At 41.5% G+C, this 21,964-nt stretch carries 15 protein-coding genes and 1 tRNA gene; 8 read left to right on the forward strand and 8 right to left on the reverse strand.

The features are described 5' to 3' along the window. Positions 1-12 precede the first annotated feature (12 nt). From AAHJ11_RS03365 to AAHJ11_RS03390, 6 genes are all read right to left on the reverse strand, one after another. Positions 13-342, reverse strand: a complete 330-nt coding sequence (locus AAHJ11_RS03365; RefSeq protein ID WP_229128564.1) for a hypothetical protein — start codon at positions 340-342, stop codon at positions 13-15. A gap of 329 nt (positions 343-671) precedes the next feature. Then, positions 672-2,084 carry a glycosyl hydrolase family 28 protein gene (locus AAHJ11_RS03370; protein WP_367741925.1) on the reverse strand — a complete coding sequence of 471 codons (1,413 nt, stop codon included), beginning with the start codon at positions 2,082-2,084 and terminating at the stop codon, positions 672-674. Positions 2,085-2,447: 363 nt separating this feature from the next. Next, on the reverse strand, positions 2,448-4,814 hold the full coding sequence (locus AAHJ11_RS03375; RefSeq protein ID WP_234132039.1) for a hypothetical protein: 2,367 nt from the start codon (positions 4,812-4,814) through the stop codon (positions 2,448-2,450). A gap of 24 nt (positions 4,815-4,838) precedes the next feature. Next, positions 4,839-6,872 (reverse strand): carboxypeptidase-like regulatory domain-containing protein, encoded by a 2,034-nt coding sequence (locus AAHJ11_RS03380; RefSeq protein ID WP_413579067.1) that lies wholly within the window; start codon positions 6,870-6,872, stop codon positions 4,839-4,841. A 26-nt stretch (positions 6,873-6,898) separates the two neighbouring features. Further along, positions 6,899-7,444 carry a DUF3575 domain-containing protein gene (locus tag AAHJ11_RS03385; protein WP_148366366.1) on the reverse strand — a complete coding sequence of 182 codons (546 nt, stop codon included), beginning with the start codon at positions 7,442-7,444 and terminating at the stop codon, positions 6,899-6,901. A 240-nt stretch (positions 7,445-7,684) separates the two neighbouring features. Further along, complete coding sequence (locus AAHJ11_RS03390; RefSeq protein ID WP_413579069.1) at positions 7,685-10,438, reverse strand: six-hairpin glycosidase; 2,754 nt, start codon at positions 10,436-10,438, stop codon at positions 7,685-7,687. Positions 10,439-10,602: 164 nt separating this feature from the next. Between AAHJ11_RS03390 and AAHJ11_RS03395 the strand changes: the two genes are divergently transcribed. The 3 genes from AAHJ11_RS03395 to nuoE are packed head-to-tail and all read left to right on the forward strand — an operon-like array spanning position 10,603 to position 14,785. Continuing rightward, on the forward strand, positions 10,603-12,510 hold the full coding sequence (locus tag AAHJ11_RS03395; RefSeq protein WP_321020824.1) for an NADH-quinone oxidoreductase subunit NuoF: 1,908 nt from the start codon (positions 10,603-10,605) through the stop codon (positions 12,508-12,510). 12 nt (positions 12,511-12,522) lie between these two features. Beyond that, entirely contained in the window at positions 12,523-14,289 is a 1,767-nt protein-coding gene (locus tag AAHJ11_RS03400; protein ID WP_117935148.1) for an NADH-dependent [FeFe] hydrogenase, group A6, read from the forward strand. A 19-nt stretch (positions 14,290-14,308) separates the two neighbouring features. Next, positions 14,309-14,785, forward strand: coding sequence for an NADH-quinone oxidoreductase subunit NuoE (nuoE, locus tag AAHJ11_RS03405; protein WP_117935149.1), 477 nt, complete (start codon positions 14,309-14,311; stop codon positions 14,783-14,785). Positions 14,786-14,877: 92 nt separating this feature from the next. Here the strand turns inward: nuoE and AAHJ11_RS03410 are convergent. Continuing rightward, positions 14,878-14,965, reverse strand: a tRNA-Ser gene (locus AAHJ11_RS03410). 635 nt (positions 14,966-15,600) lie between these two features. Between AAHJ11_RS03410 and AAHJ11_RS03415 the strand changes: the two genes are divergently transcribed. From AAHJ11_RS03415 to AAHJ11_RS03435, 5 genes are all read left to right on the forward strand, one after another. Then, positions 15,601-15,936, forward strand: a complete 336-nt coding sequence (locus AAHJ11_RS03415) for a helix-turn-helix domain-containing protein (protein WP_148365998.1) — start codon at positions 15,601-15,603, stop codon at positions 15,934-15,936. Further along, positions 15,926-17,971, forward strand: coding sequence for a toprim domain-containing protein (locus AAHJ11_RS03420; protein ID WP_148366365.1), 2,046 nt, complete (start codon positions 15,926-15,928; stop codon positions 17,969-17,971). Before AAHJ11_RS03415 ends, AAHJ11_RS03420 begins: the two co-directional genes overlap by 11 nt. Beyond that, positions 17,968-18,327, forward strand: coding sequence for a helix-turn-helix domain-containing protein (locus AAHJ11_RS03425; protein ID WP_148365996.1), 360 nt, complete (start codon positions 17,968-17,970; stop codon positions 18,325-18,327). Before AAHJ11_RS03420 ends, AAHJ11_RS03425 begins: the two co-directional genes overlap by 4 nt. A gap of 181 nt (positions 18,328-18,508) precedes the next feature. Beyond that, the gene (locus AAHJ11_RS03430; RefSeq protein WP_148365995.1) at positions 18,509-19,324 is read left to right on the forward strand and encodes a type IV toxin-antitoxin system AbiEi family antitoxin domain-containing protein; all 816 of its coding nucleotides are present in this window, start codon (positions 18,509-18,511) and stop codon (positions 19,322-19,324) included. Further along, entirely contained in the window at positions 19,321-20,109 is a 789-nt protein-coding gene (locus AAHJ11_RS03435) for a nucleotidyl transferase AbiEii/AbiGii toxin family protein (RefSeq protein ID WP_148365993.1), read from the forward strand. The genes AAHJ11_RS03430 and AAHJ11_RS03435 overlap by 4 nt, the downstream gene beginning before the upstream one ends. 436 nt (positions 20,110-20,545) lie before the next feature. Here AAHJ11_RS03435 and AAHJ11_RS03440 read toward each other — a convergent pair whose 3' ends face one another. Continuing rightward, positions 20,546-21,736, reverse strand: coding sequence for a site-specific integrase (locus AAHJ11_RS03440; RefSeq protein WP_148365991.1), 1,191 nt, complete (start codon positions 21,734-21,736; stop codon positions 20,546-20,548). Positions 21,737-21,964 lie beyond the last annotated feature (228 nt).

Genomic DNA, 21,964 nt, shown 5'->3' on the forward strand with positions numbered 1-21,964 from the left:
ACGAACGAGAAATCAAATCCCCTTATCCTGCTTTACTATTATTTTCTGGATTTCGAGTTTATCTCCGGCTTGCTCTATCTGTAAGCGAAGTACGCAAGCTCCTGCGGAAAGAGTGAGTTTTCCTATTTCTCTTTCCGTCCATTGTGCGGAGCAGGGTAATTGCACTGGTTCCGTCTTTACTTCCGAATCAGAAGCTACGGACAATAAAGAATTTCCTTTTGATTGATAAACTAGACAATAGGTGATTCCGGGATGAATGAAGTTACGTCGTTGCGCTTGTACTCCATTTTGAATGTTCCCTATCCATACAATCCCAATAATCCATATAATTCTGTTAATCATAGTGCGATTCGATTTCTTTTCTACCAAATGACAAGCAAAGATAGCATTTCGTAGTAAAAAGAAGCTCAAATAGATAAGTTATTATCTCTCTATTGCAAAGTTCTTTCCTTCTAATACTAAAGTTGCTCTTAACTAATAGAAATCTATAATTGCAAGCTTTGATTATAAAAACGAAAGTTTCATTTATATAATTGCAAGTTCTGATTATATAAATGAAACTTGCATTTATAGTTTATGTTTAACCTAAAGAAAGTTTGGTATTAGAAGAAAAGAAGTTTGCACCTAATGCAAAGAAATTTATCTATTCATACTTCATGTTCCAGATTATGCTATTTGACGGTGATTTTCTTTATATATTCATTCGTGATAAAATCATCTGTGTTTTTCATCTTCACACCATTGATCATCACATTATCAAAGATGATATTCTTGACGGAGCGTTCTTTATCAAACCCTTTCAATAGAGACGGATTCTCACCCACTCCATTATAAGTGATATTGCGGAAAGTAATATCTTCAATTCCCCGTCCGGGCTGTTTATCATACTTTGAATTGAAACGGACATTAATATGAAACAATCTTCCCTCCTGAATACTCTCTACACGGATATCTTCAAATAATATCTTACGTACCAGATTTTTATCACCGCAATCCACCGCCATACAGCCCTGATAAAGAAGATCATCTTCGTCATGTTCCAGAATATCGACATTCCGGACGGTTATATCCTCAACCACTTCTCCCACTGCGTCGTCCGGGTTACCGTGTCCTCCAATGTTGATCGGGTGAGCAATATCCGCCCAAAGGATTGAATTCTGTAAAGTCACGTTACGACTTCCTCCGTAATAGTTCCAGCGATGGGCATAGATGGCAATACAGTCATCACTGTTCCGCATAAAAACATTGTCTATTAATACGTCACTGCAACACATCAGGTCTATGCCATCACTCCATCCTTTACAACTGAAAGACTTTAAATTCTTGATGATCAAGCCAGTAGATTCACCTCCAAATACTGTATAGTGATCAGGATTTATGACTGTAATACCGTCAATCCATACATTTTTAGAATGAGTAACTTCTATTCCACGGATCGAATGGTCGAGAATACCACGCCCGACAATGCGTACATTTTCAGCTTTATCAATCAGTAATTTAGCTTTTACAACAGCTCCGGGAGCTAAATAAACAGTAGTATTGGAAGGAATCTGTATCTGTGTATTCGGCAAATCTTTCGGACGATGGACACCCGGCCCGAAATACATCACTTTGTCACTGCTTTCAGTATAAGTTTCTGTTTCCAAAGGATTAGCAAACAAATGAAGATTATGCAAACGATCACCATTAAACTCAATCGACAGGTATTGAGGTCTAATTAATGTAAAAAAGATTGCATTGTGATTTACCGTATGTTGTATACCTATTGCCAACGGACGGATTTTCACATCCTGAATTGAACCATTGTTCTTTTTCACCATCACTTCTACGGGACTGCCCATATCAAACTGTACCATTGAAGCAGATTGTACCCGATCCATATCTACCTGAACTTCATATTCGAATACATCTTTCCATTCACCACCTGCTTCACGTACTTTGACTGTATAATCATCATTATGTGGCATACCTGTGTTCAGTCCTTCCGGATAGGTTACTAATTGAGCGTTCCCGAATGTTGAAAACACAATAGCTATCGCTAATAAACATTTTCTTTTGCCAAATAAAACTTCTACCATATTCATATCACCAAACTATGTTATACTTTAATTATTCTATTTATTGAAGTTCTTTGCAAAGCTACACTTTCTATTCCGGTCAGGTTGGCAACCTGGTAACAGAAACTGCCAAACAAGGAACCAATACAAAAAATCTCCTTTATTGTCTATTACGAACAATAAAGGAGATTTACCTAGAGTATTTCTGTTTTTTCAGTTTTCTTATTTCCCGCCTTTTATACTTGCCTCTGCAAAAACACTTCTCTCATAATTATCAGGCAAACCATCAGCTAGCCCGATACGGCGAAATATATATAGAAGGGCGCATTCAGTTTCCCTGTGTGTTTTCATACAATAAATAGTCGGATAATAAAGTGCCTATTTCTTTTCTTACTGGAAAGTAGGCATCTTGAATCTGTATAATAATCCACCTACCATGGAAGCTACGCGGTCAGGTCTTCCCTGTTCGGAGCCATCGTATGTATCGGTACGGATACCCACTTTAGGTTCGGCATACAGATACAAAGAAGAAGCCACTTTCAGCTTAACCTGCACACCGGCATCCAGTCCCGGCACTGCCTGAAACTTACCGTAACGGCGTACCAGTCCGGCAGTAACTCCCACAAAAGGAACAACGTCTATCACATGATCGGGGCTATATCCTTTTGCCAATGTGGCCAGACTCATCATATAATCCATACCCAAACCGGCATAATGGAGATTCATCTTCGACGACGTTTTGGCCTTGTACATAATTGTTCCGTTTACCCGCCATGCAGATAATGGAGTGTACCATTTGCCAATGCTTCCTTTTGCTTCTACACCTGCATTCTTCACCAAATCCTTGTTGGCTACGAGCAAACTACCCAATCCAAGTGCACCGGAGATGAAGTAACGCTTGTCATCCTGACCAAACACGCTACGATTGGCTGCTTTTGAATAAGGAACAAAGCGATAGTGGAAACCTGCATTGACTCCTACCATCACGTCTTTCTGCATAAAGCCCAGATTGCCTTCGATGAATTTATCTCCATACAAGCGAATCTGTGGTTCAATATACAAACCGAGAAAATCATTCACATGCCATAATCCCTGTATGCCCGCATTAACACCCGGTTGGATTTTATGGTCTGATTGGGAAGTATAAGCAAGGTTGACACCTACCGAACCTATTAAATCAAAGATACGATCGGGATTATATCCGCTCATGGTAGACGTTATGTTCCACAAGTAATCAAGGCCGCCACTAACACTGGCATGTCTAAGTTTGCCCGCTTTAACACTTCCCGGAACTACATAGTTCGTAAAGAGTCCACCCATACCCACCAGGCGCAAACCGGAGTAAGGACTCAACCACTTACCGATAGAGACAGAGGCCTGCGGACCTAAAGAACCAAGGTTTTCAAGATTCGTCTTATTCAGGAACATTTGCACACCGATTCCCGAAGTCATAAACAGATTGTCTGCAATGTGATTGCTTGAGAATCCGTTCTTCGGACGTGCCGCACGGTCAATCGTATGATAAGTCAAACCAAAATTCAACTCTCCGAGTTGGTCTGTATTGCTACCTACTCCGCGACCTCCTGCATATCTCTTATTATACACATTAAGGCGAGGTTCTATAAATAAATCCACAGAACGGTTGATACGGAAACTTCCTTGCACACCAACTCCTATTCCCGGAGCATACTTGGCGGTTTTATCCACTCCTTTCGTACCTGCCAGGTTAACTCCGGCAATACCGATCAGACTAAATATTCTGTCTTCATCATATCCCCAAAGAACATTATTGATATTCAACAGATAGTCCGCATGCAGATCGACATGCTTAAAGTAGCCGCTTGCACTGCCCGAAGGGGTGTCTGAAAGTCCAACTGTCCCGGACAAACGCAGACCGGAAGAAGGACTGAACCATTTACCGATTCCGGCAGAGAACTGCGGTCCTGCTCCTTTAATCGTATTCTTGATTCCCGGAACTTTCAGCGTACTGATACCACCGGATAAAGAGATAAACATATGATTCAGGAAAGAGCTATTATCAAAATCATCGAAATGGATCTTAGTTCCCATCGGAGCAGCAGGCATATAGTTCAGACCTACCAGAACCGAACCTGCCATTTTATAATTTCTCCAACTTTCCGTATGGGCAAAACCGTCATTATACCATCCGATCCGTGGCTCTACAAACAAATCCAATGTAGGAGAAAGACGTACATTTCCCTGTAAACCGAGATGAGCGCCGTAATAAAGCTGACCGCCACCTTTCAAATCCGGATACTTTTCGGAACGCCCGCTATTATCGCCCACCTTAGAATAACCGGCTTCTATACCTGCAATCCCCAATAATTCAAAACAACGGTTCGCATTGTATCCGTATGCCAGAGAGGACATATTCAACAGATAGTCCAGGCTACCGCCCCCCATTTTTATTTTAGAATCGTAGATACTCGACGGCAGATAACCCAAATTCACCCCTATCCGAAGTCCGTGAACCGGAGTAATCCACTTTCCCATAAAGAGATGAGCGGTCATTCCCATCCCATCCTGACTATCTCCACTTGTAAACAAGCTGTATGGCCCGATTCCGGCGGAGAAAAAGAGATGTTCATTGAATTTATTGCTCTCGAACTTTTCATTCGCAGGCCGTTTCTGTAACATATATTGCAATGCACCATAATCCTGTGCCTGTAAGGTAACAGCAAGCATCAGGAAGATTGCCGCTGCCACATATTTATTGTTGATTCTGAAGATATTCATCGTTTACTCTTGTTGTATATATCATTATTTAATTTTCTGCTCTTCCGGCAGCAAGTCAATAATATCCCCGTCCACCTTCGCTACTTCCAATAAGGAAGGATCAAGTTCAAGGGCCTTCTCAATGCTCATAATCGCATCACCTATTTTCTCCAGACGGTTGGCGGCAATCGCTTTTATATAATATTCGCGGGCTGTCTCTACATCCATGGCAGAAATCTTATCCCATGCTTCCTGATTTTTCTTCATTGCCAGTAGCATCACCACCTCATTGAAAGGACTGGTAGCCGCCACCTTTTCGAAAGCATCATTATAATAACCGGCCAATGCCTGAACGATGGCCTGCAAATCTTCAGAAACCGCTTCTTCGGGAACCAACGTCAGTACAGAATCCGCTTTTGTATATTTCCCTTCATGTAATAAGGCAATAGCCTGATTGGACAATAACTCTGCCGGTGCCGATTTACTGACAAACGGTTCGAGAATACGTGAATCCGGAGTATCTTTCTGTATTTTTGCCACTGCCAGTTCATTGGCTGCATACGTAAAATTATCATAAAGTTCAAGAGCTTCCCTGCAATACTTTTCTCTTTCGTCGGGAGTTTTTGCCGTCGTAATCATACGGTAATATTCGAAACGGGTCAGTTCCTTCGGATTCTTTCTGTAAAGTTCTCTAATCTCGTCGTCCGTCAAAGAACGGAAGATTGAATAACCATACGTATATTGCACCTTTCTCAATTTAGGCAGATAAGTAGCCGCAAGTTCCTTGTAGAAAGGTTTCGATTTCAAGACCCCATTCAACCGGTAAGGAGTAGCTGCATATTGTTTGATTAAGTCCTCTACTTCTTTCGCCAATTCCGGTTTGGAATCCTTCTTCAGCAATTCAGCCACTTCCTTCCATGAAGCTACCGACGCATCCGATTTCACTTCCAGCAGCTTGCGTGTTTCCGGATCCAGTTGGGCCAGAATACGTTCCAGTGCTTTATCCGTACGTAACTTTGCCAGACGGAGATTCGTCTCGTAGGAACCGTCCGGTGAAGCCACTCCCGTGATATGGAAACTCTTCAAAGAGGCATCCGGATTCGTCTCAATACCACGTAATTCCTGATTCAACCGGTTCAGTTCCACCTGATTCTGTGGATTCTTATCATCCAAATCGGCTTTACCTACCAGGAAGGTCAGGTTAACCTCCCCTTTCGTATCCCGCAACTGCATCACGGGTTTCGGAAGATATTTCTCGTCCGTCAGGCTGAAAGCGGAGAATTTATACTCCAAGAAACGAAGCGGGTTGACTGTTCCGCGTGCAATGGAGAAAGAGTCGCGATAAATGATATTCTGGTAATTTTCCATCGCCAGATGCACATCCGCACGATAGTCATGTTGCAGATATTCTATATAGATAGAATCATGATAAGCAATAATATCCCCTTTGCGTGAAGAAGTCGTTTTCACACGGATGTAATCGTGCAAAGGGTCTTTATCCATATCATAATCGTACATTCGATTTTGCGTTGTATTATAAGTATCTCCATCGAATACAACAGGACGCATCAACAGACGCTTTTTCAGTGTCACATCATAAATGGAAGGCTGCAATACCAAGCGGCGATGTGAGTTAAACATCTCCTTAGGCACCGGGACACGGGTTTTCAGATGGAAATAATTACCTTTGATTTCGATGTCCGTAGGTTCCGGAATCACTTTATCCTTCACTTTGGAAGTAATCGTTACCTCGTCCAGTTCGATGACGGCATCTTTCAATACCACATTCAGAACCTGCTTGCCTGCCACCTTCACCGTTTTGTCCTCATAACCGACACATGTAAACTTCAACGAGCCGTTTTTCTCAACCAATACACTGTAACGGCCATCCTCGTCGGACATTTCTATACGTTCATCATTGACCGGATTCAGCACATTTACATTCGGAACACTTTTTCCCTGCGGGTTTGTGACATGCCCCTGCACACGGATCCGTTGGGCAGATACATTCATGCCGACTAACATCATCGCCACGAGAAGTATACCTGCTAATCTATCACGTTTCAAATTGATTTTCATTCTCTTTTCTGACTAGCTAATGTTCGTTATCGAATAATATAAACAAAAGATATCCCCAGTTTGACAGGTGCTATGGTGGTCTTACTATCGTTGACCGCACCCGGTTTCGGAGTACCCTTATCATACTTAAACTGACGGTAGCGCAACACACCCACTCCGGCAGTTGCTTCGATATTCCAATGATCGCCCAGCACCCATGCATATCCATAGGTCAAACCTGCGGCGTATGCATCGCCTTTGTGATGCACATCTTTCACCATCATATTAAAATTATTCACGAAAGCGGTGATTCCAAGAAAATGACTCACCATCGGACGATTTAGCCAGTAACGAACTTCAGGCTGAAAATGCGTGAAAGTCGTTTTAAAGTTGTCTGTACTGATTGGGTTCGCAGCAATCCCCATGTTTAAGGAGACATGGCTACCCAATACAAATTCTGCTTCTACATTCGGACTGGCGGTCAGCCAACCTAATGCATTTGTCTTTACAGCCACCCGCTGTGCGTGCACATGTACACCACAACATAATAACAGAAATGATAATGCAGCAATTACCCTGCGACCATTTCTCATCACATATACCATCATTTATTTCCCACTAAATATTTCCCACTAATATTTACCCACAAAAAAAGGGCTTACTGTCCATTTTATATACTACTTGGACAGAAAGCCACAAAATTAGAAAAAATATAGTATTAAAAACGTTTAAACGCGCTTTTTTTGTTTTTTATTGCAACTATTTCCATCTTAGGCCATAATATATCATACTACGGATAAGATATACAATTTTTCTTTATTACAAATGAAACATCAGATACGCAACAATATAGGCTCCGGCGCAGCATCGGATTTTATCTTCTTATCGCCGATAACAACCGTACAGGGGGCAGAAGAAATAATATACCATTTTCCCCCTTTCTTTTCGAGCAATACATTGGCGGCATTGTCGGTCTGGATCATTATCCCGGGCGTAACCAATTGGGTTCCATTCCCTAAAAATAACATCCGGTTTCCTGCATATTCATTGCTGATAACGGCATAATCCGCTTTCACTTTCATTCCCTGATAAGTAGCGGTTTGTGCGGCATCGGATAGAGAGAAGATATGATCTATACGTCCGTTTTTGCTTTTCACACAGATTCCGGCAAAGTCTTCTAAACCTACTCCTTCCGCATCAAAGTAAGAGACGGACTGAATAGCGGACGGTTCTTTTTTCGTGCTCGGTTCATATATCGAAACAAAAGGACGATTCCATGCTTCTCCATGCTGGCGGGCAACAAATGTCAGCGTCGGCTGCTCCTTTATATTATAGGGCATATTCGGTGTGCGGCTCAGCCCTTCGGTCATTGGCGCCAAGGCCGTAAAAACTTCACGATCCGGTGCACCTTTCATCCAAAGATTCATGTATATATCATCGCCATCCTTATCTTTCATATCGATGGTGAAAGTTGCCTTGACATCCTTATCGGTTGCAGCCACTTTCTTATCATATAAATAGGAATAAGCGTAAAGATGTGCACCTGCAAAGGAGAGTTCTTCCGTAGGCTGGAGATTCAGGTCGCTACCATCTGCTGCCGTCAATGTCAAAGTCTGCCCAAGGTTGTGATAGAAGTAATCGTGCATCTTATCGCCTCCTTTCTCTTTCCGGCTGCGGAATACATCGACATAATATCCTGTCTCCGCCCCGGTAGTGACAATACTCATCATACGGGTCTGATCCGCCCTGCTTTCCGGTTCGCGGAAATAAAGGTTACTGTAAGTGACGGACGTAAATGCTTTGCCCGGTTCCGCTGATGCCGGAAAACAGGAAAGCAACTCAAAAGAATGGTTACTTTTCATCACCGGATAGCTCGATATTCCATCCACACAAACTGTATTATGACTAGGAAATTGAGAATAATATTCTGCATAATCCAGTCCGCTGTACAGGAAAAGTCCGATACCTGCATCCGGTCCCAGTACATATCCTTTTCCGTAAAGTTCCATCGAAATGCCGTTAGCGTGCATGTGATTACCTTCACTGCCATTCAACGAAATCATCAAACTGTTGCGCGGATGCATACCGTTGCGCTGTACCAGCCACGACACATTGGGAGCATAAAATAAAGGAGAAACATAATCTTCTATCTTTCCCGGCTGCACTTTGGGATTTAGCGTCAGCGGTTTATCTTCAAAGAAAGAATTGACAGATACACGCACATTCTTCTTTTCTGTTTTATCATTTCCCAAATCCGGGTTCAGGCATTTCAGTAAAGCCGTGAAATAGTTTTCCTGTCCTTTCTTCCCGTTCGCCTGTGCATTCTGTATCATACGGATAAAGAAGTTCGTACTCAAATATCCCGGATGCGTATCTCCAAAGCCACAAATCATGCGGTTGGGAAACAGATATTGGGGAGTGGTTGCTACCGCTTTCGACAATACAGGCATTGCTTTCACCAAATCATATTGCAGATTCGTATCAAACTGATTCACAAAATTGGCATAATCATTGATTACCACACTGCTATATCCCGGACATTCAGCCCAAATTCCTGTATTGGTGTCGAAACCGTAATCCGCCAGTCGCGTCAGACTCCATTGGCGGATGCTGGAACGGTTCATCACATAGTCGATATAATATTCGCGTCCTTTTCCGTCGGCATATTCCTTATTGTCTTCCAATACCAATCCGACATTCATAATAAACCGTGCCTGTAACAAATTCCAATTGTTATGAGGTACACCGTTCGCAATGATATTATCCGCCCATTTCTTGAAAGCTCCGGCATAGATTTCCATTTTATCCGGGTAATTAGCCTTTAGGTAATTATATAGAAAATCATATAAAGGGACAACGATATGGAGTGCATCTTCATGGATTACCTCGAAAGAAGTCAGCCCTACCAATGTTTGCTGATGCCCGTGGTTCAAGTCGATGGGGACATTTCTATAATAAATCCCCGTCATATATGTATCAAAGACTCCTGCGGCAAGTTTGGCGAACTTCTCTTCATCCGTCATCCAATAAAGGAAAGCGGCATCACGGGCAATTCCCAGAATTTCGCAGTTCAGACTTTCGATATTCCGCCCGGTTTTGGATGGGTGTACACTCTCCATAGGACGGTCGGGAAGTGCATTATTGCAAAAAGTCACATTCCCGTCCGCATCATCATAAGGAACGACATCCGCCAATTTGGGGCGGCCGTGAGTAGCAGCCGTTCCACGGGTTCCTGTATAGCGCACAGTAGGATAAGGAGCCTTTTCACCGCCTGCATGGTCGAACGTTTCACCTTTCACATATACTTCCGTGGCATGAGATTTCCAGTACATCGCCAAACGGGACAACAACCAAGATGGTTGAGCATCCGTCAGGTTTGTATATACTTCCGTCCGTTCCTTCAATTTATTGAAGACATCTTTCGCCCATTCTTCTTTTCTAATCAACTTCCATGTTTCCTGCTTTCCCGCCGGAGTGGTCAGTACCCGCGGATGCGCCTGCGGCATCGTTTCCGGCAAGGGAATCGCTTGTCCGGATGCACTGTTCAGAAAGGATAAAAAACACAGTCCCAGTAAAATTCGTCTCATACTTCAATTATCTTTTATTAGGTTTGATACCTAATTAAATACGAAGATAGAGATTTATTTACCTAAATCCTCCGTCAAAGATCGGTTTTATTTGCACAAGAGCATGCTGTTATTCCAAACAAAGAATTATATTTGCAAAAAACCTACTAACAATTCTGATACTTATGAAAATCTTATCTATCCATGATTTGGCTACAATCAGGAAGAGAGCAGAACACAAACTTTCATTACGTGAAGAGAGTAATGAAAAAGTGACCGAAAAGTGCTGCGGACTGGCGTCCGGCACACAGCATCTTCAGATTCTTATCTGCGGCGGTACAGGGTGCAAAGCCTCTTCCAGTCAAGGCATTACGGAACATCTCCGGACAGCCATCGAAAAGAACGGCATTGCCGACAAGGTAGAAGTCATCACAGTGGGCTGCTTCGGCTTCTGCGAAAAAGGTCCCATTGTGAAAATCATTCCCGACAATACATTCTACACACAGGTCACTCCCGAAGATGCGGAAGACATCATCACCGAACATATCATCGGCGGCCGGAAAATAGCAAGGCTGCTATACATAGATCCTAAAACGGAACAGACTGTCAGTGACTCCAAACACATGGATTTCTATCGGAAACAACTCCGTATCGCCCTGCGTAACTGTGGTTTTATTGATCCCGAAAACATCGAAGAATATATCGCCCGAGAGGGGTACTTCGCATTAGCCGATTGCCTGCTCAACAAACGACCGATGGATGTGATTGATATTATCAAACAGTCCGGTTTGCGCGGACGCGGCGGTGGCGGTTTTCCTACCGGATTGAAATGGGAGTTTGCCCACAAACAGAAATCAGATGTCAAATATGTAGTCTGTAATGCCGACGAGGGAGATCCGGGTGCGTTTATGGACCGTTCCATCATGGAGGGAGACCCTCATTCGATTGTAGAAGCGATGTGTGTCTGCGGTTATTCTATCGGTTCTTCCAAAGGATTGGTGTATATCCGTGCCGAATATCCGCTGGCTATCAACCGCCTGAAAACAGCTATCGGCCAGGCACGCCAATACGGGTTGCTGGGAGATCATATCTTGGGGACTGATTTTTGTTTCGATATAGAAATACGATATGGGGCAGGTGCATTCGTCTGCGGAGAAGAAACCGCCCTGATTCACTCCATGGAAGGAAAACGGGGTGAACCAACCCTCAAACCTCCCTTCCCTGCCGAATCCGGTTATTTGGGGAAGCCTACTAACGTAAACAATGTAGAGACGCTTGCCAACATCCCCATTATTTTGACGAAAGGTGCCGACTGGTTTGCAGCCATCGGAACGGAACGTTCCAAAGGAACGAAAGTATTCGCCCTTGCAGGAAAAATAAACAATGTCGGCCTGATTGAGGTACCGATGGGAACTACCCTCCGGGAAGTAATCTATGAAATCGGTGGCGGTATCAAAGGCGGAAAGAGGTTCAAGGCAGTGCAGACAGGCGGACCTTCGGGCGGTTGTCTGACAGAGAAACATCTGGATACTCCTATCGACTTCGATAATCTTCTGGCTGCCGGATCTATGATGGGTTCGGGAGGTATGATTGTCATGGATGAAGACGATTGTATGGTATCGGTTGCCCGTTTCTACCTCGATTTCACCGTTGAAGAATCTTGCGGAAAATGTACGCCTTGCCGTATCGGCAACAAACGTCTGCTGGAACTGCTGAACAAGATAACGGAAGGAAGAGGTACGGAAAAAGACCTGGATACCCTCGCTACTTTGGGACAAGTAATTAAGGATACTGCTCTCTGCGGATTAGGGCAGACTTCTCCGAATCCTGTTCTATCAACACTGGACAATTTCTATAATGAATACGTGGAGCATGTGCGGGATAAAACCTGTCGCGCCAAGCAATGTAAATCACTGCTGACTTATACGATTAATCCGGAGCATTGCATCGGTTGTCATTTATGCGCCAAAAACTGTCCGGCTGATGCAATCGGCGGCTTAGTGCGAAAACCGCATGTAATCAATCCTGATAAATGTATCAAGTGCGGCATGTGCATGGCACGCTGCAAATTCAATGCTATTCTTGTCTGCTAAAATCTATTTACTATGGAAGAAAAACAAATTACTCTCCAGATAGACGGTCATTTCATCACTGTGCCCGAGGGAAGCACGATTCTTGAAGCCGCCATCAAAATCGGTATCAATATACCTACGCTGTGTCATATCGACCTGAAAGGAACTTGCATAAAAAATAATCCGGCTTCCTGCCGTATTTGTGTGGTTGAAGTGATGGGACGACGCAACCTGGCTCCTGCCTGCGCTACCCGTTGCACGGAGGGAATGGTGGTAAAAACCAGTACCCTGCGCGTAATGAACGCCCGTAAAGTGGTAGCCGAACTGATTCTTTCCGACCATCCTAATGACTGTCTCACTTGCCCTAAATGCGGTAACTGCGAACTTCAAACGTTGGCACTGCGTTTCAATATTCGCGAAATGCCTTTCAATGGTGGTGAGCTGTCCCCCCGTAAGCGGGAAATTACTGCTTCTATCGTCCGTAATATGGATAAATGCATCTTCTGCCGCCGTTGTGAAAGTGTTTGCAATGATGTACAGACTGTCGGAGCATTGGGAGCCATCCGTCGCGGCTTCAACACCACCATCGCTCCCGCTTTCGACCGAATGATGACGGAAAGTGAATGTACTTACTGCGGTCAGTGTGTGGCTGTCTGTCCCGTAGGCGCATTAACGGAACGTGACTACACCAACCGTCTGCTTGACGATCTGGCTAATCCGGACAAAGTAGTGATTGTGCAGACCGCACCTGCCGTACGGGCTGCCCTAGGTGAAGAATTCGGATTTCCTCCCGGCACTCTGGTAACCGGGAAAATGGTATATGCGCTTCGCGAACTGGGATTCGACTATGTATTTGACACGGATTTTGCAGCGGATCTTACCATTATGGAAGAAGGTTCTGAAATTCTGAACCGATTGACACGTTATCTCAACGGAGATAAATCCGTGCGGTTACCTATCCTGACCTCCTGTTGTCCGGCATGGGTCAACTTCTTCGAACATCATTTCCCAGATATGTTGGACATTCCGTCTACCGCCCGCTCCCCACAACAGATGTTCGGTTCCATCGCCAAATCCTATTGGGCGGAGAAAATGGGCATACCCAGAGAAAAGCTGGTAGTCGTATCTATCATGCCTTGTCTGGCTAAAAAGTACGAATGTGCCCGTGATGAGTTCAAAGTGAACGGTATCCCCGATGTCGACTATTCCATTTCCACCCGTGAGCTGGCACGACTGATTAAACGTGCCAATATCGGCTTCCCTCTCGTACTGGATAGCCCATTCGACAACCCGATGGGTGAATCGACAGGCGCCGGTGTCATTTTCGGAACAACAGGTGGCGTAATGGAAGCCGCTCTCCGTTCTGTCTATGAAATCTATACCGGAGAACCTCTGAAAAATGTAAATTTCGAACAAGTACGCGGACTAAGCGGTGTTCGTCGTGCTACTATTAACCTAAACGGATTTGAATTAAAAGTAGGCATCGCACACGGACTAGGCAACGCTCGTCATCTATTGGAAGATATACGGAACGGGCACAACGAATATCATGTCATCGAAATTATGGCTTGCCCCGGAGGCTGTATCGGTGGCGGCGGGCAGCCTTTGCATCACGGCAACTCGGAAATACTCTATGCACGCGCTAACGCACTTTACCGCGAAGACGCCAACAAACCTTTGCGCAAATCGCACGAGAATCCGTATATCAAGACATTGTACGAGGATTATCTCGGCAAACCGCTGGGTGAGAAATCGGAAACTCTCCTGCATACGCATTATTTCAACAAAGCGATTGATTAACTTTTAAATGAAGAGTATTATGTCAGATATCAAACTAGCCTGTGACATGGCAGAGCAAATCAAAACGATCTGCGACAAGCATGGAAACAACCCGGGCGAACTTATCAATATTTTACACGAGGCACAGCATCTGCAAGGGTATCTACCCGAGGAAACGCAACGGATTATCGCTTCCAAACTCGGAATCCCCGTATCAAAAGTGTATGGTGTGGTCACTTTCTATACTTTCTTTACCATGACTCCCAAAGGGAAACATCCCATCTCTGTCTGCATGGGTACAGCCTGCTATGTACGTGGCTCTGAAAAATTGCTGGAAGAGTTCAAACGTGTATTGGGTATCGAAGTAGGAGATACGACTCCGGACGGAAAATTCTCATTAGACTGTCTGCGCTGTGTAGGCGCCTGTGGACTGGCTCCGGTAGTGATGATCGGCGAAAAGGTGTACGGACGCCTGCAACCGGTAGATGTAAAGAAGATTATTGAAGAATTGGAATAAACGCTCAAACGTTTCTATATAAAAATTAAAGCGGCTGCTTTGATTATTCAAAACAGTCGCTTTTACAAATTTCAAATAACACTAAAAAAAAGCGGAGAGAACGAGATTCGAACTCGTGATACACTTTTGGCGTATACACGCTTTCCAGGCGTGCCTCTTCAACCACTCGAGCACCTCTCCTTGTTCGGGGCGCAAAAGTACAGGAAGTTTCCGTAACTCGCAAATATTTGAGAAGAATAATGCAATATTTTTTATATTCAGACTTTTATTGAAAAGATTTATACATCTACTTATTTAAATTCAAGGTAATATATTCGAATAGGGAGAGAAATAAAAAAAAGTCCTGCCATGATAATATGTCATGTAGGACTTTTTTTACTGCCTTAAGTTTTTTTTGGGCGGAGAGACAGGATTATGAACCTTACTCTTCCAATTCCGTATATATCAGCCTATTAGCACTTATATTTTTACTACCTGTAACGAATTTGTAACGACATAAAGAAATCTTCATTTGACTACATTTGTCCTAAATTCGTCTGCCATAGCTTTCGGGTTCAAAAGTATGGAAAAAACGAACATCTTCCAAACATTTGATTATTAATTATCTATTTTTATTTTTCTAGTGCAAGGTGCGAGCCTATATATAAGTATAGGCTTGCACCTTGCACTGACATTTCACTTGTCCGACATGAGACTATCATCTACTACGGTAATTATCAATCATCATAAAAAAAGTAATACCAAGTTGGTAACAAGTTGGTAAATGGTCTGATAAGATTGGATGAACTTTGCAGCAAATAATTAAACGAAAAGTTATGGATGTAATTACAATGGAGGCTACCGCCTATAAAGATCTTATTCGCAAAATCGAGAAAATTGCGGATTATGTATTCAGAAAAGAAGCAAAGCCCAATGAAGAGGAAGAAGTATGGATGGACAACCAAGAAGTTGCCGCCATACTACGTATCAGCACAAAAACCCTACAAAGATTGAGAAAGGAAAATCTCATCAGTTATTCTATGGTGAGAGGACAGTGCAGATATAAGTTATCAGAAATTGAAAGAGGGCTGAATGAGAAAATCATAGTCTGCGATCCGCATACATTAGAACAATTTCGTAGAAACTATTTATTCAATGGAAATCATGAATAAAGAAGATATTCTTCGTATGACGGATAAAGGAATGGCTATATTCAGACATTACCTCCCCACCCCTTTCCGTGTAGGTCGTAATTTTCATAATCCACTTTATGAGGATAAGCATGCATCGTGCAACATCTATTACGAGCGTAGAAGCGATATGTATAGATTAAAAGATTTTGGGAATGATGATTATTCCGGTGATTGCTTTGCCTTAGTGGGGAAATTGAATGGATTAAATTGTAAAGAGCCTAAAGAGTTTATTGAAATAATGACGATTATTGACCGGGACTTACATTTGGGATTAACAAAAAATGAGAAACAAATATTCAAGCCCATTGTAACCGCTATCCATGAACCTGTTCCACCGGCAAAAAAGAAACGCCCTTATACAACAATTCAAAGAGTATTCACGGCTGCGGAACTTGCCTATTGGAATAAATATGGCATCACACCGGATATACTGAAAAGATTCAAGGTTACTTCCCTTCTGAAATTCAGCAGCGAAAATAATGAGGGGAAGCCGTTTAGTTTCTCTTCCACAGCAAAAGAACCGATTTATGGATATACAGGTAAACAGCACATAAAGATTTACCGTCCATCTTCGGATGTTCGTTTCCTGTATGCCGGCGATTTCGGAGATAATTATTGCTTCGGGTTGGAACAACTACCATCTAAAGGTGATTTGCTTTTCATCACGGGTGGAGAAAAGGATGTAATGAGTCTCACCGCTCACGGATTTCATGCCATTTGTTTCAACTCTGAAACAGTAGCGATACCAATGGGGATTGTCCGTAAACTCTCTTTCCGGTTCAAGCATATTATCTTACTCTTCGATATGGATAAGACGGGGCTGGACAGCTCGGCAAAACAGGAGCAGAACTTAAAGGAGTATGGTGTAAAACGATTGTTGTTGCCATTGGCAGGGACAAAGGAAGAAAAAGATATTTCGGACTATTTCAAGTCAGGGAATAGACGAGAAGATTTGATAAAACTATTTTTAAACTATCTGGATTCAATTTATAGTGAAACAATGTCAGCTTTAAGATCTTGCGAAGTGGATTTCAACAATCCCCCTCCTATTGCCCAAATGATTGTATCGGTCAATGATGTGCCTCTCGGAACCCAAGGCAACCTGCTATGTGTGACAGGCGGCGAAGGAACGGGAAAGAGTAATTATATAGCCGCCCTGATTGCGGGAGCTATCAGGCAAACGGATAAGACGATTGATACGTTAGGCGTATCAGTTTGTGAGAACACCAAACAGAAAGCTATTCTGTTCTATGATACGGAACAGTCGGAAGTGCAGACCTACAAGAATATCACCAATCTTCTGCGTCGAAGCGGACGAGAGGCGATGCCGGAATATTTCCGGGCTTACTGCCTAACGGGAATGAGCCGTAAAGAACGATTGCAGTCCATTATTCAAAGTATGGATAAGTTTCATTACCAGTATCAAGGTATCCACATGGTGGTTATAGACGGAATAGCGGACTTGATAAAGGGGGCTAATGATGAAGCGGAAAGTATTGCGGTAGTGGAGGAACTCTACCGATTGGCAGGAATCTATAAGACCTGTATCATAACGGTGCTGCATTTTATTCCTAATGGCTTAAAACTGCGTGGACATCTTGGCTCGGAACTGCAACGCAAGGCTGCCGCCATCCTTTCCATCGAAAAAGATACCGATCCGGCTATATCGGTAGTGAAAGCATTGAAAGTTCGTAACGGTAGTCCATTAGATGTTCCCATCATGCAATTCTCTTGGGATAGAGAAGCCGGGATGCACATTTATCTGGGAGAAAAGCCCAAAGAGGCAAAGGAGAAACGAAAAGAGGATGAATTAGTTTCGGTTGCAAAAGATGTATTCGGCAGGCAGCGATTTATTACCTATGTGGATTTATCGGAACAGATACAGACTATTCTTGATGTAAAGGAACGGACGGCAAAAAGCTATATCAAATTTATGCGTGAGAAAGAGATTATAGTTAAAGACCCGTCCAACCAGAGCTATTATATTACCGGCAACTTCAATCAGGAACTATGATACCATTGGATAAAGAAACATTTGAGTGTTACATGGAGCGTCTGTTGGAACAACTGGAGAAGTTATTCCGGGCTGCAAGTATAAAAGAGAAGAAGCACGCCAACTATCTGAACGGTGAAAAGCTATACGATAATCAGGATATTTGCCTGTTATTGAACATCAGTAAGCGGACACTTCAACGGTATCGGGATAGTGGGCTGAAATATTATACCATTCTCCATAAGACTTATTACAAGGAAAAGGACTTGCACGAGTTTATACGGAGATATTTCGACAATTCTGAAAAAGTGGATAATAATAAGAAAGAGGACTCTTATGAAATATCACCGGAAGCTGGTGAACAGGAAGAATACTAATAATGTACATACCATATAATTTCCATAATTTGATTAGAGATTAAGTTTAGAGCTTAATGTATATCCCATACTGTCGTGAGGATAGGATGGGATATTTTTTAACGAAAAAGCAAGAAATCACATTTCATCTGCGATTTTACCCGAAAAATGAGTATTTTTGCAGATACAATGTTGATCAGATATGAAACAGGAAGATAATTATAAGATTAGAAATTGGGTGGAAGACTTACCTAAGAGAGGGGTTATCACTTTTTCTATTGAAGAAGTCTATAAATTATTTCCATCTATAAGTAAACGTGGAACAGCGAATGCTTTATTACGTTTAGTTACCAAAGGGAAAATTCTATCGGTATGGAAAGGATTTTATGTTGTAATACCTATTGAGTATGCGCATAAAGGCGTAGTACCCCCTATTGTTTATATAAATCAATTGATGGAATATTTGCACAGACAATATTATATTGGATTATTGGATGCCGCAGCCTTTTATGCGGCGGCACATCAACGTCCGCAAGTATTCACTGTGATTACAGGCTTACCAAGCGTAAGAGCATCAGAGAAAAAAGGTATAAGGATGAAGTTCATCATAAAGAAAAATATACCGACATCTTTTTTGATTCAGAAGAAAACTAAAAGCGGTTACGTTTTAGTTTCCAGTCCCGAACTGACCGCAATGGATCTTATCCTTTATGATAAAGAGATAGGCGGGATTAACAGAGCGGCGACCGTATTGAATGAATTGGCGGAAGAGCTAAACTTCCGTGATATGGCTATTTCTATATTTGACAATACTCCCGTCCCTGTAGTGCAAAGGTTAGGGTATTTATTAGAAGAACTGGATTATTCAGAGTTGGCAGATGATTTACTGCGCAAAACAAAGGAGGCTGGCATTCTATTCCGAAAGTCACCCTTGAAGACTGGAAAAGACAGTGAGGATTGCGAATATAATGCAAAGTGGAAAATAATTATTAATGAAGAAATTGAAATAGACGAATGATACCGGAATATGCAATAACAGCATGGCGCAACATAGTGCCTTGGAGTGCTTCCGAACAAGTGGAGCAGGATTTAGTTATATGTCGTGCATTGACAGAAATATATAAGGATGAATACCTGTCATCACATTTGGCTTTTCGTGGCGGTACAGCCTTGCATAAGCTCTACCTGTCTCCCCAGCCCAGGTACAGTGAAGACATTGACCTGGTACAGATAGAGCCGGAGCCGATAAAGGCAACCATAGACAAAATACGTGATGTGCTTGCTTTCTTAGGTGAGCCTAAAGTGAAACAGAAGAAGCATAACAATACATTAATCTTTCGATTTGATTCAGAAACCATACCTGTGGTACCGATACGATTAAAAGTAGAGATTAACTGCAAGGAGCATTTCAATGTCTTTGGTCTGAATAAGATGGATTTCAGTGTACAGAACCAATGGTATACCGGAAGTTGCCAAGTGAATACTTATCATTTAGACGAATTAATAGGAACTAAATTACGTGCGCTCTACCAAAGAAGAAAAGGACGTGATCTTTTTGATTTGTACAAAGCAATATCGACAGGCTCATTAAATACCGATAAGGTACTGGAATGTTATCACAAGTATATGGAGTTTGTTGTGGACAATCCTCCTTCACAAAAGGAGTTTATACAAAATATGGAAATAAAAATGCAGGATGATGAATTTTTGGGAGATACGGAACTACTGCTCCGTCCTGACGAAAAGTTCAATCCGCAAGAGGCATATGAAATTATAAAGAAAGAATTAATAGAAAAACTATAATAATAAAAATAATTTCATCCTTCAACTTAACTTAAAAAGCCGTTACATTCAAAATCATGTAACGGCTTTTATTTTAGAAACACTGTCCATAAAATTGTGTAAATGAAAAACTACAGGTATTGTTACTTGTAGTTTTTTTATTTATTAAATTTGAAAAATGTAAATTTTATGGAGATTCCCAAAGAATTATTGAGCAAGGAGTTCTTAAGTCAATTTAAAAGCGAAGAAGACGTAAGCATTCAACATTTGAAAACAAGATTTAAGTATAAAACCTTAAATCTGAAACTTCTTATTTATACAAAATTTTGGAAAGTATCACGTAAAATCTGTACTATATTTAATGCTACAACAGTTTCTTTACAAATAAAATCAATACCAAATTGAGTTTTCTTAAGCTCCATCTATTTTCAATACATGAAGCTTAAGATATAAAAGTCTAATCTATCTTTGACATGAGTATAGCCAAATCATTACTTAATTTTTCATCGGTAATCTTGGCATATAGTTGAGTAGTTTTTATATTAGTGTGTCCTAAAACCTTAGATAGGCTCTCAATAGGCACACCGTTTGCCAAACAAACAGTCGTTGCCATCGTATGGCGGGCAACGTGAAAAGTCAGGTTCTTATGAATATCACAAATATCAGCAATCTCTTTTAAATAAGCATTTACTTTTTGATTACTTGGAACAGGAAATAAGTAGATAGAATCTGGATTTTCATATTTTGCAATCAATGTCTTAGGAAGATTAAATAGGTATACATTTGCTGTCTCACCACTTTTATTGCGGTTCATTCGTAACCACAAATTCCCATCATGAGCAATATACAAATGATGTTTTGACAAATTCTTGAGATCAATATAAGATAAACCTGTGTAGCATGCAAAAAGAAAAAGATCTCTGACTAAAACCAAACGTTTTATTTCGATCTTTTTTTCTTTTATTCTCTGTAGTTCTTCTCTCGTTAAATATCCACGATCTACTTTTTGCAGTTTTATCTGATATTCTGAAAAAGGATTTTTGGTTATATACCCATTATTTAAAGCAAGGATGATAATTCGTTTGAAAAACTGCATAAATTTAGCTGTTGTATTATGAGCACAATGAGCGGTTACACGCAAATAGACTTCAAAATCACAAATAAATGTATGATTGATATTTTCTAGAATTATATCCTCCAGACACTTACTTCGAAGATAACCTTGAAGATGCTTGCGTGTAGTTTCATATTTCCGAAAAGTCGTAGGAGATTTGCTTATACCCACCTGCTTCCTTATACTCTCATTGTGTAATTCAAATAAAGAAAGTAAATAATGATTCTTTTTGTCTGCTCCTGTAAAAGTATCTTTGATTTTTTGAGGAGTAGTTGTCTCTCCGTATAAAGACTGTTGATAAAAAATCTGATTCAGCCTAAACCTGATACTTTTTAGAAATAAATTTGTTTGTTTCGCACAACTGCCCACACACTGATGTAATCGGATACTCCAATTAGAAAGTAACGCTTTTTGCCCGGTATAAATTTCTACACTTTTACCATTGATAGTGATACGAACCATAATTGGATGCAAGCCATCCATATGGTTTTGTCTTTTCTTCAAAAAGAATAAAAGGGAAAATGTTTGTCTCATAATGATCGATTTTTAATTAAACAATTTCCAAAGAAGGGCAAAAAATAATAAAACAATGAAGAAAAAATAGTTTTCTTTAAGGCAAACAGATAAAATACTGATTATCTGAATAATAAATATTTAATCATGGACATTTTTGAGTTCAATCATTGAGCATGATTTAGCCACTTCCAACACTCATTATCAGTGCCCAATTACAATAAACCAACTAGCAATAAATTATATAAC

The organism is Bacteroides sp. 90-K9/2, assembly GCF_047310725.1.
Taxonomy (GTDB): domain Bacteria; phylum Bacteroidota; class Bacteroidia; order Bacteroidales; family Bacteroidaceae; genus Bacteroides; species Bacteroides vicugnae.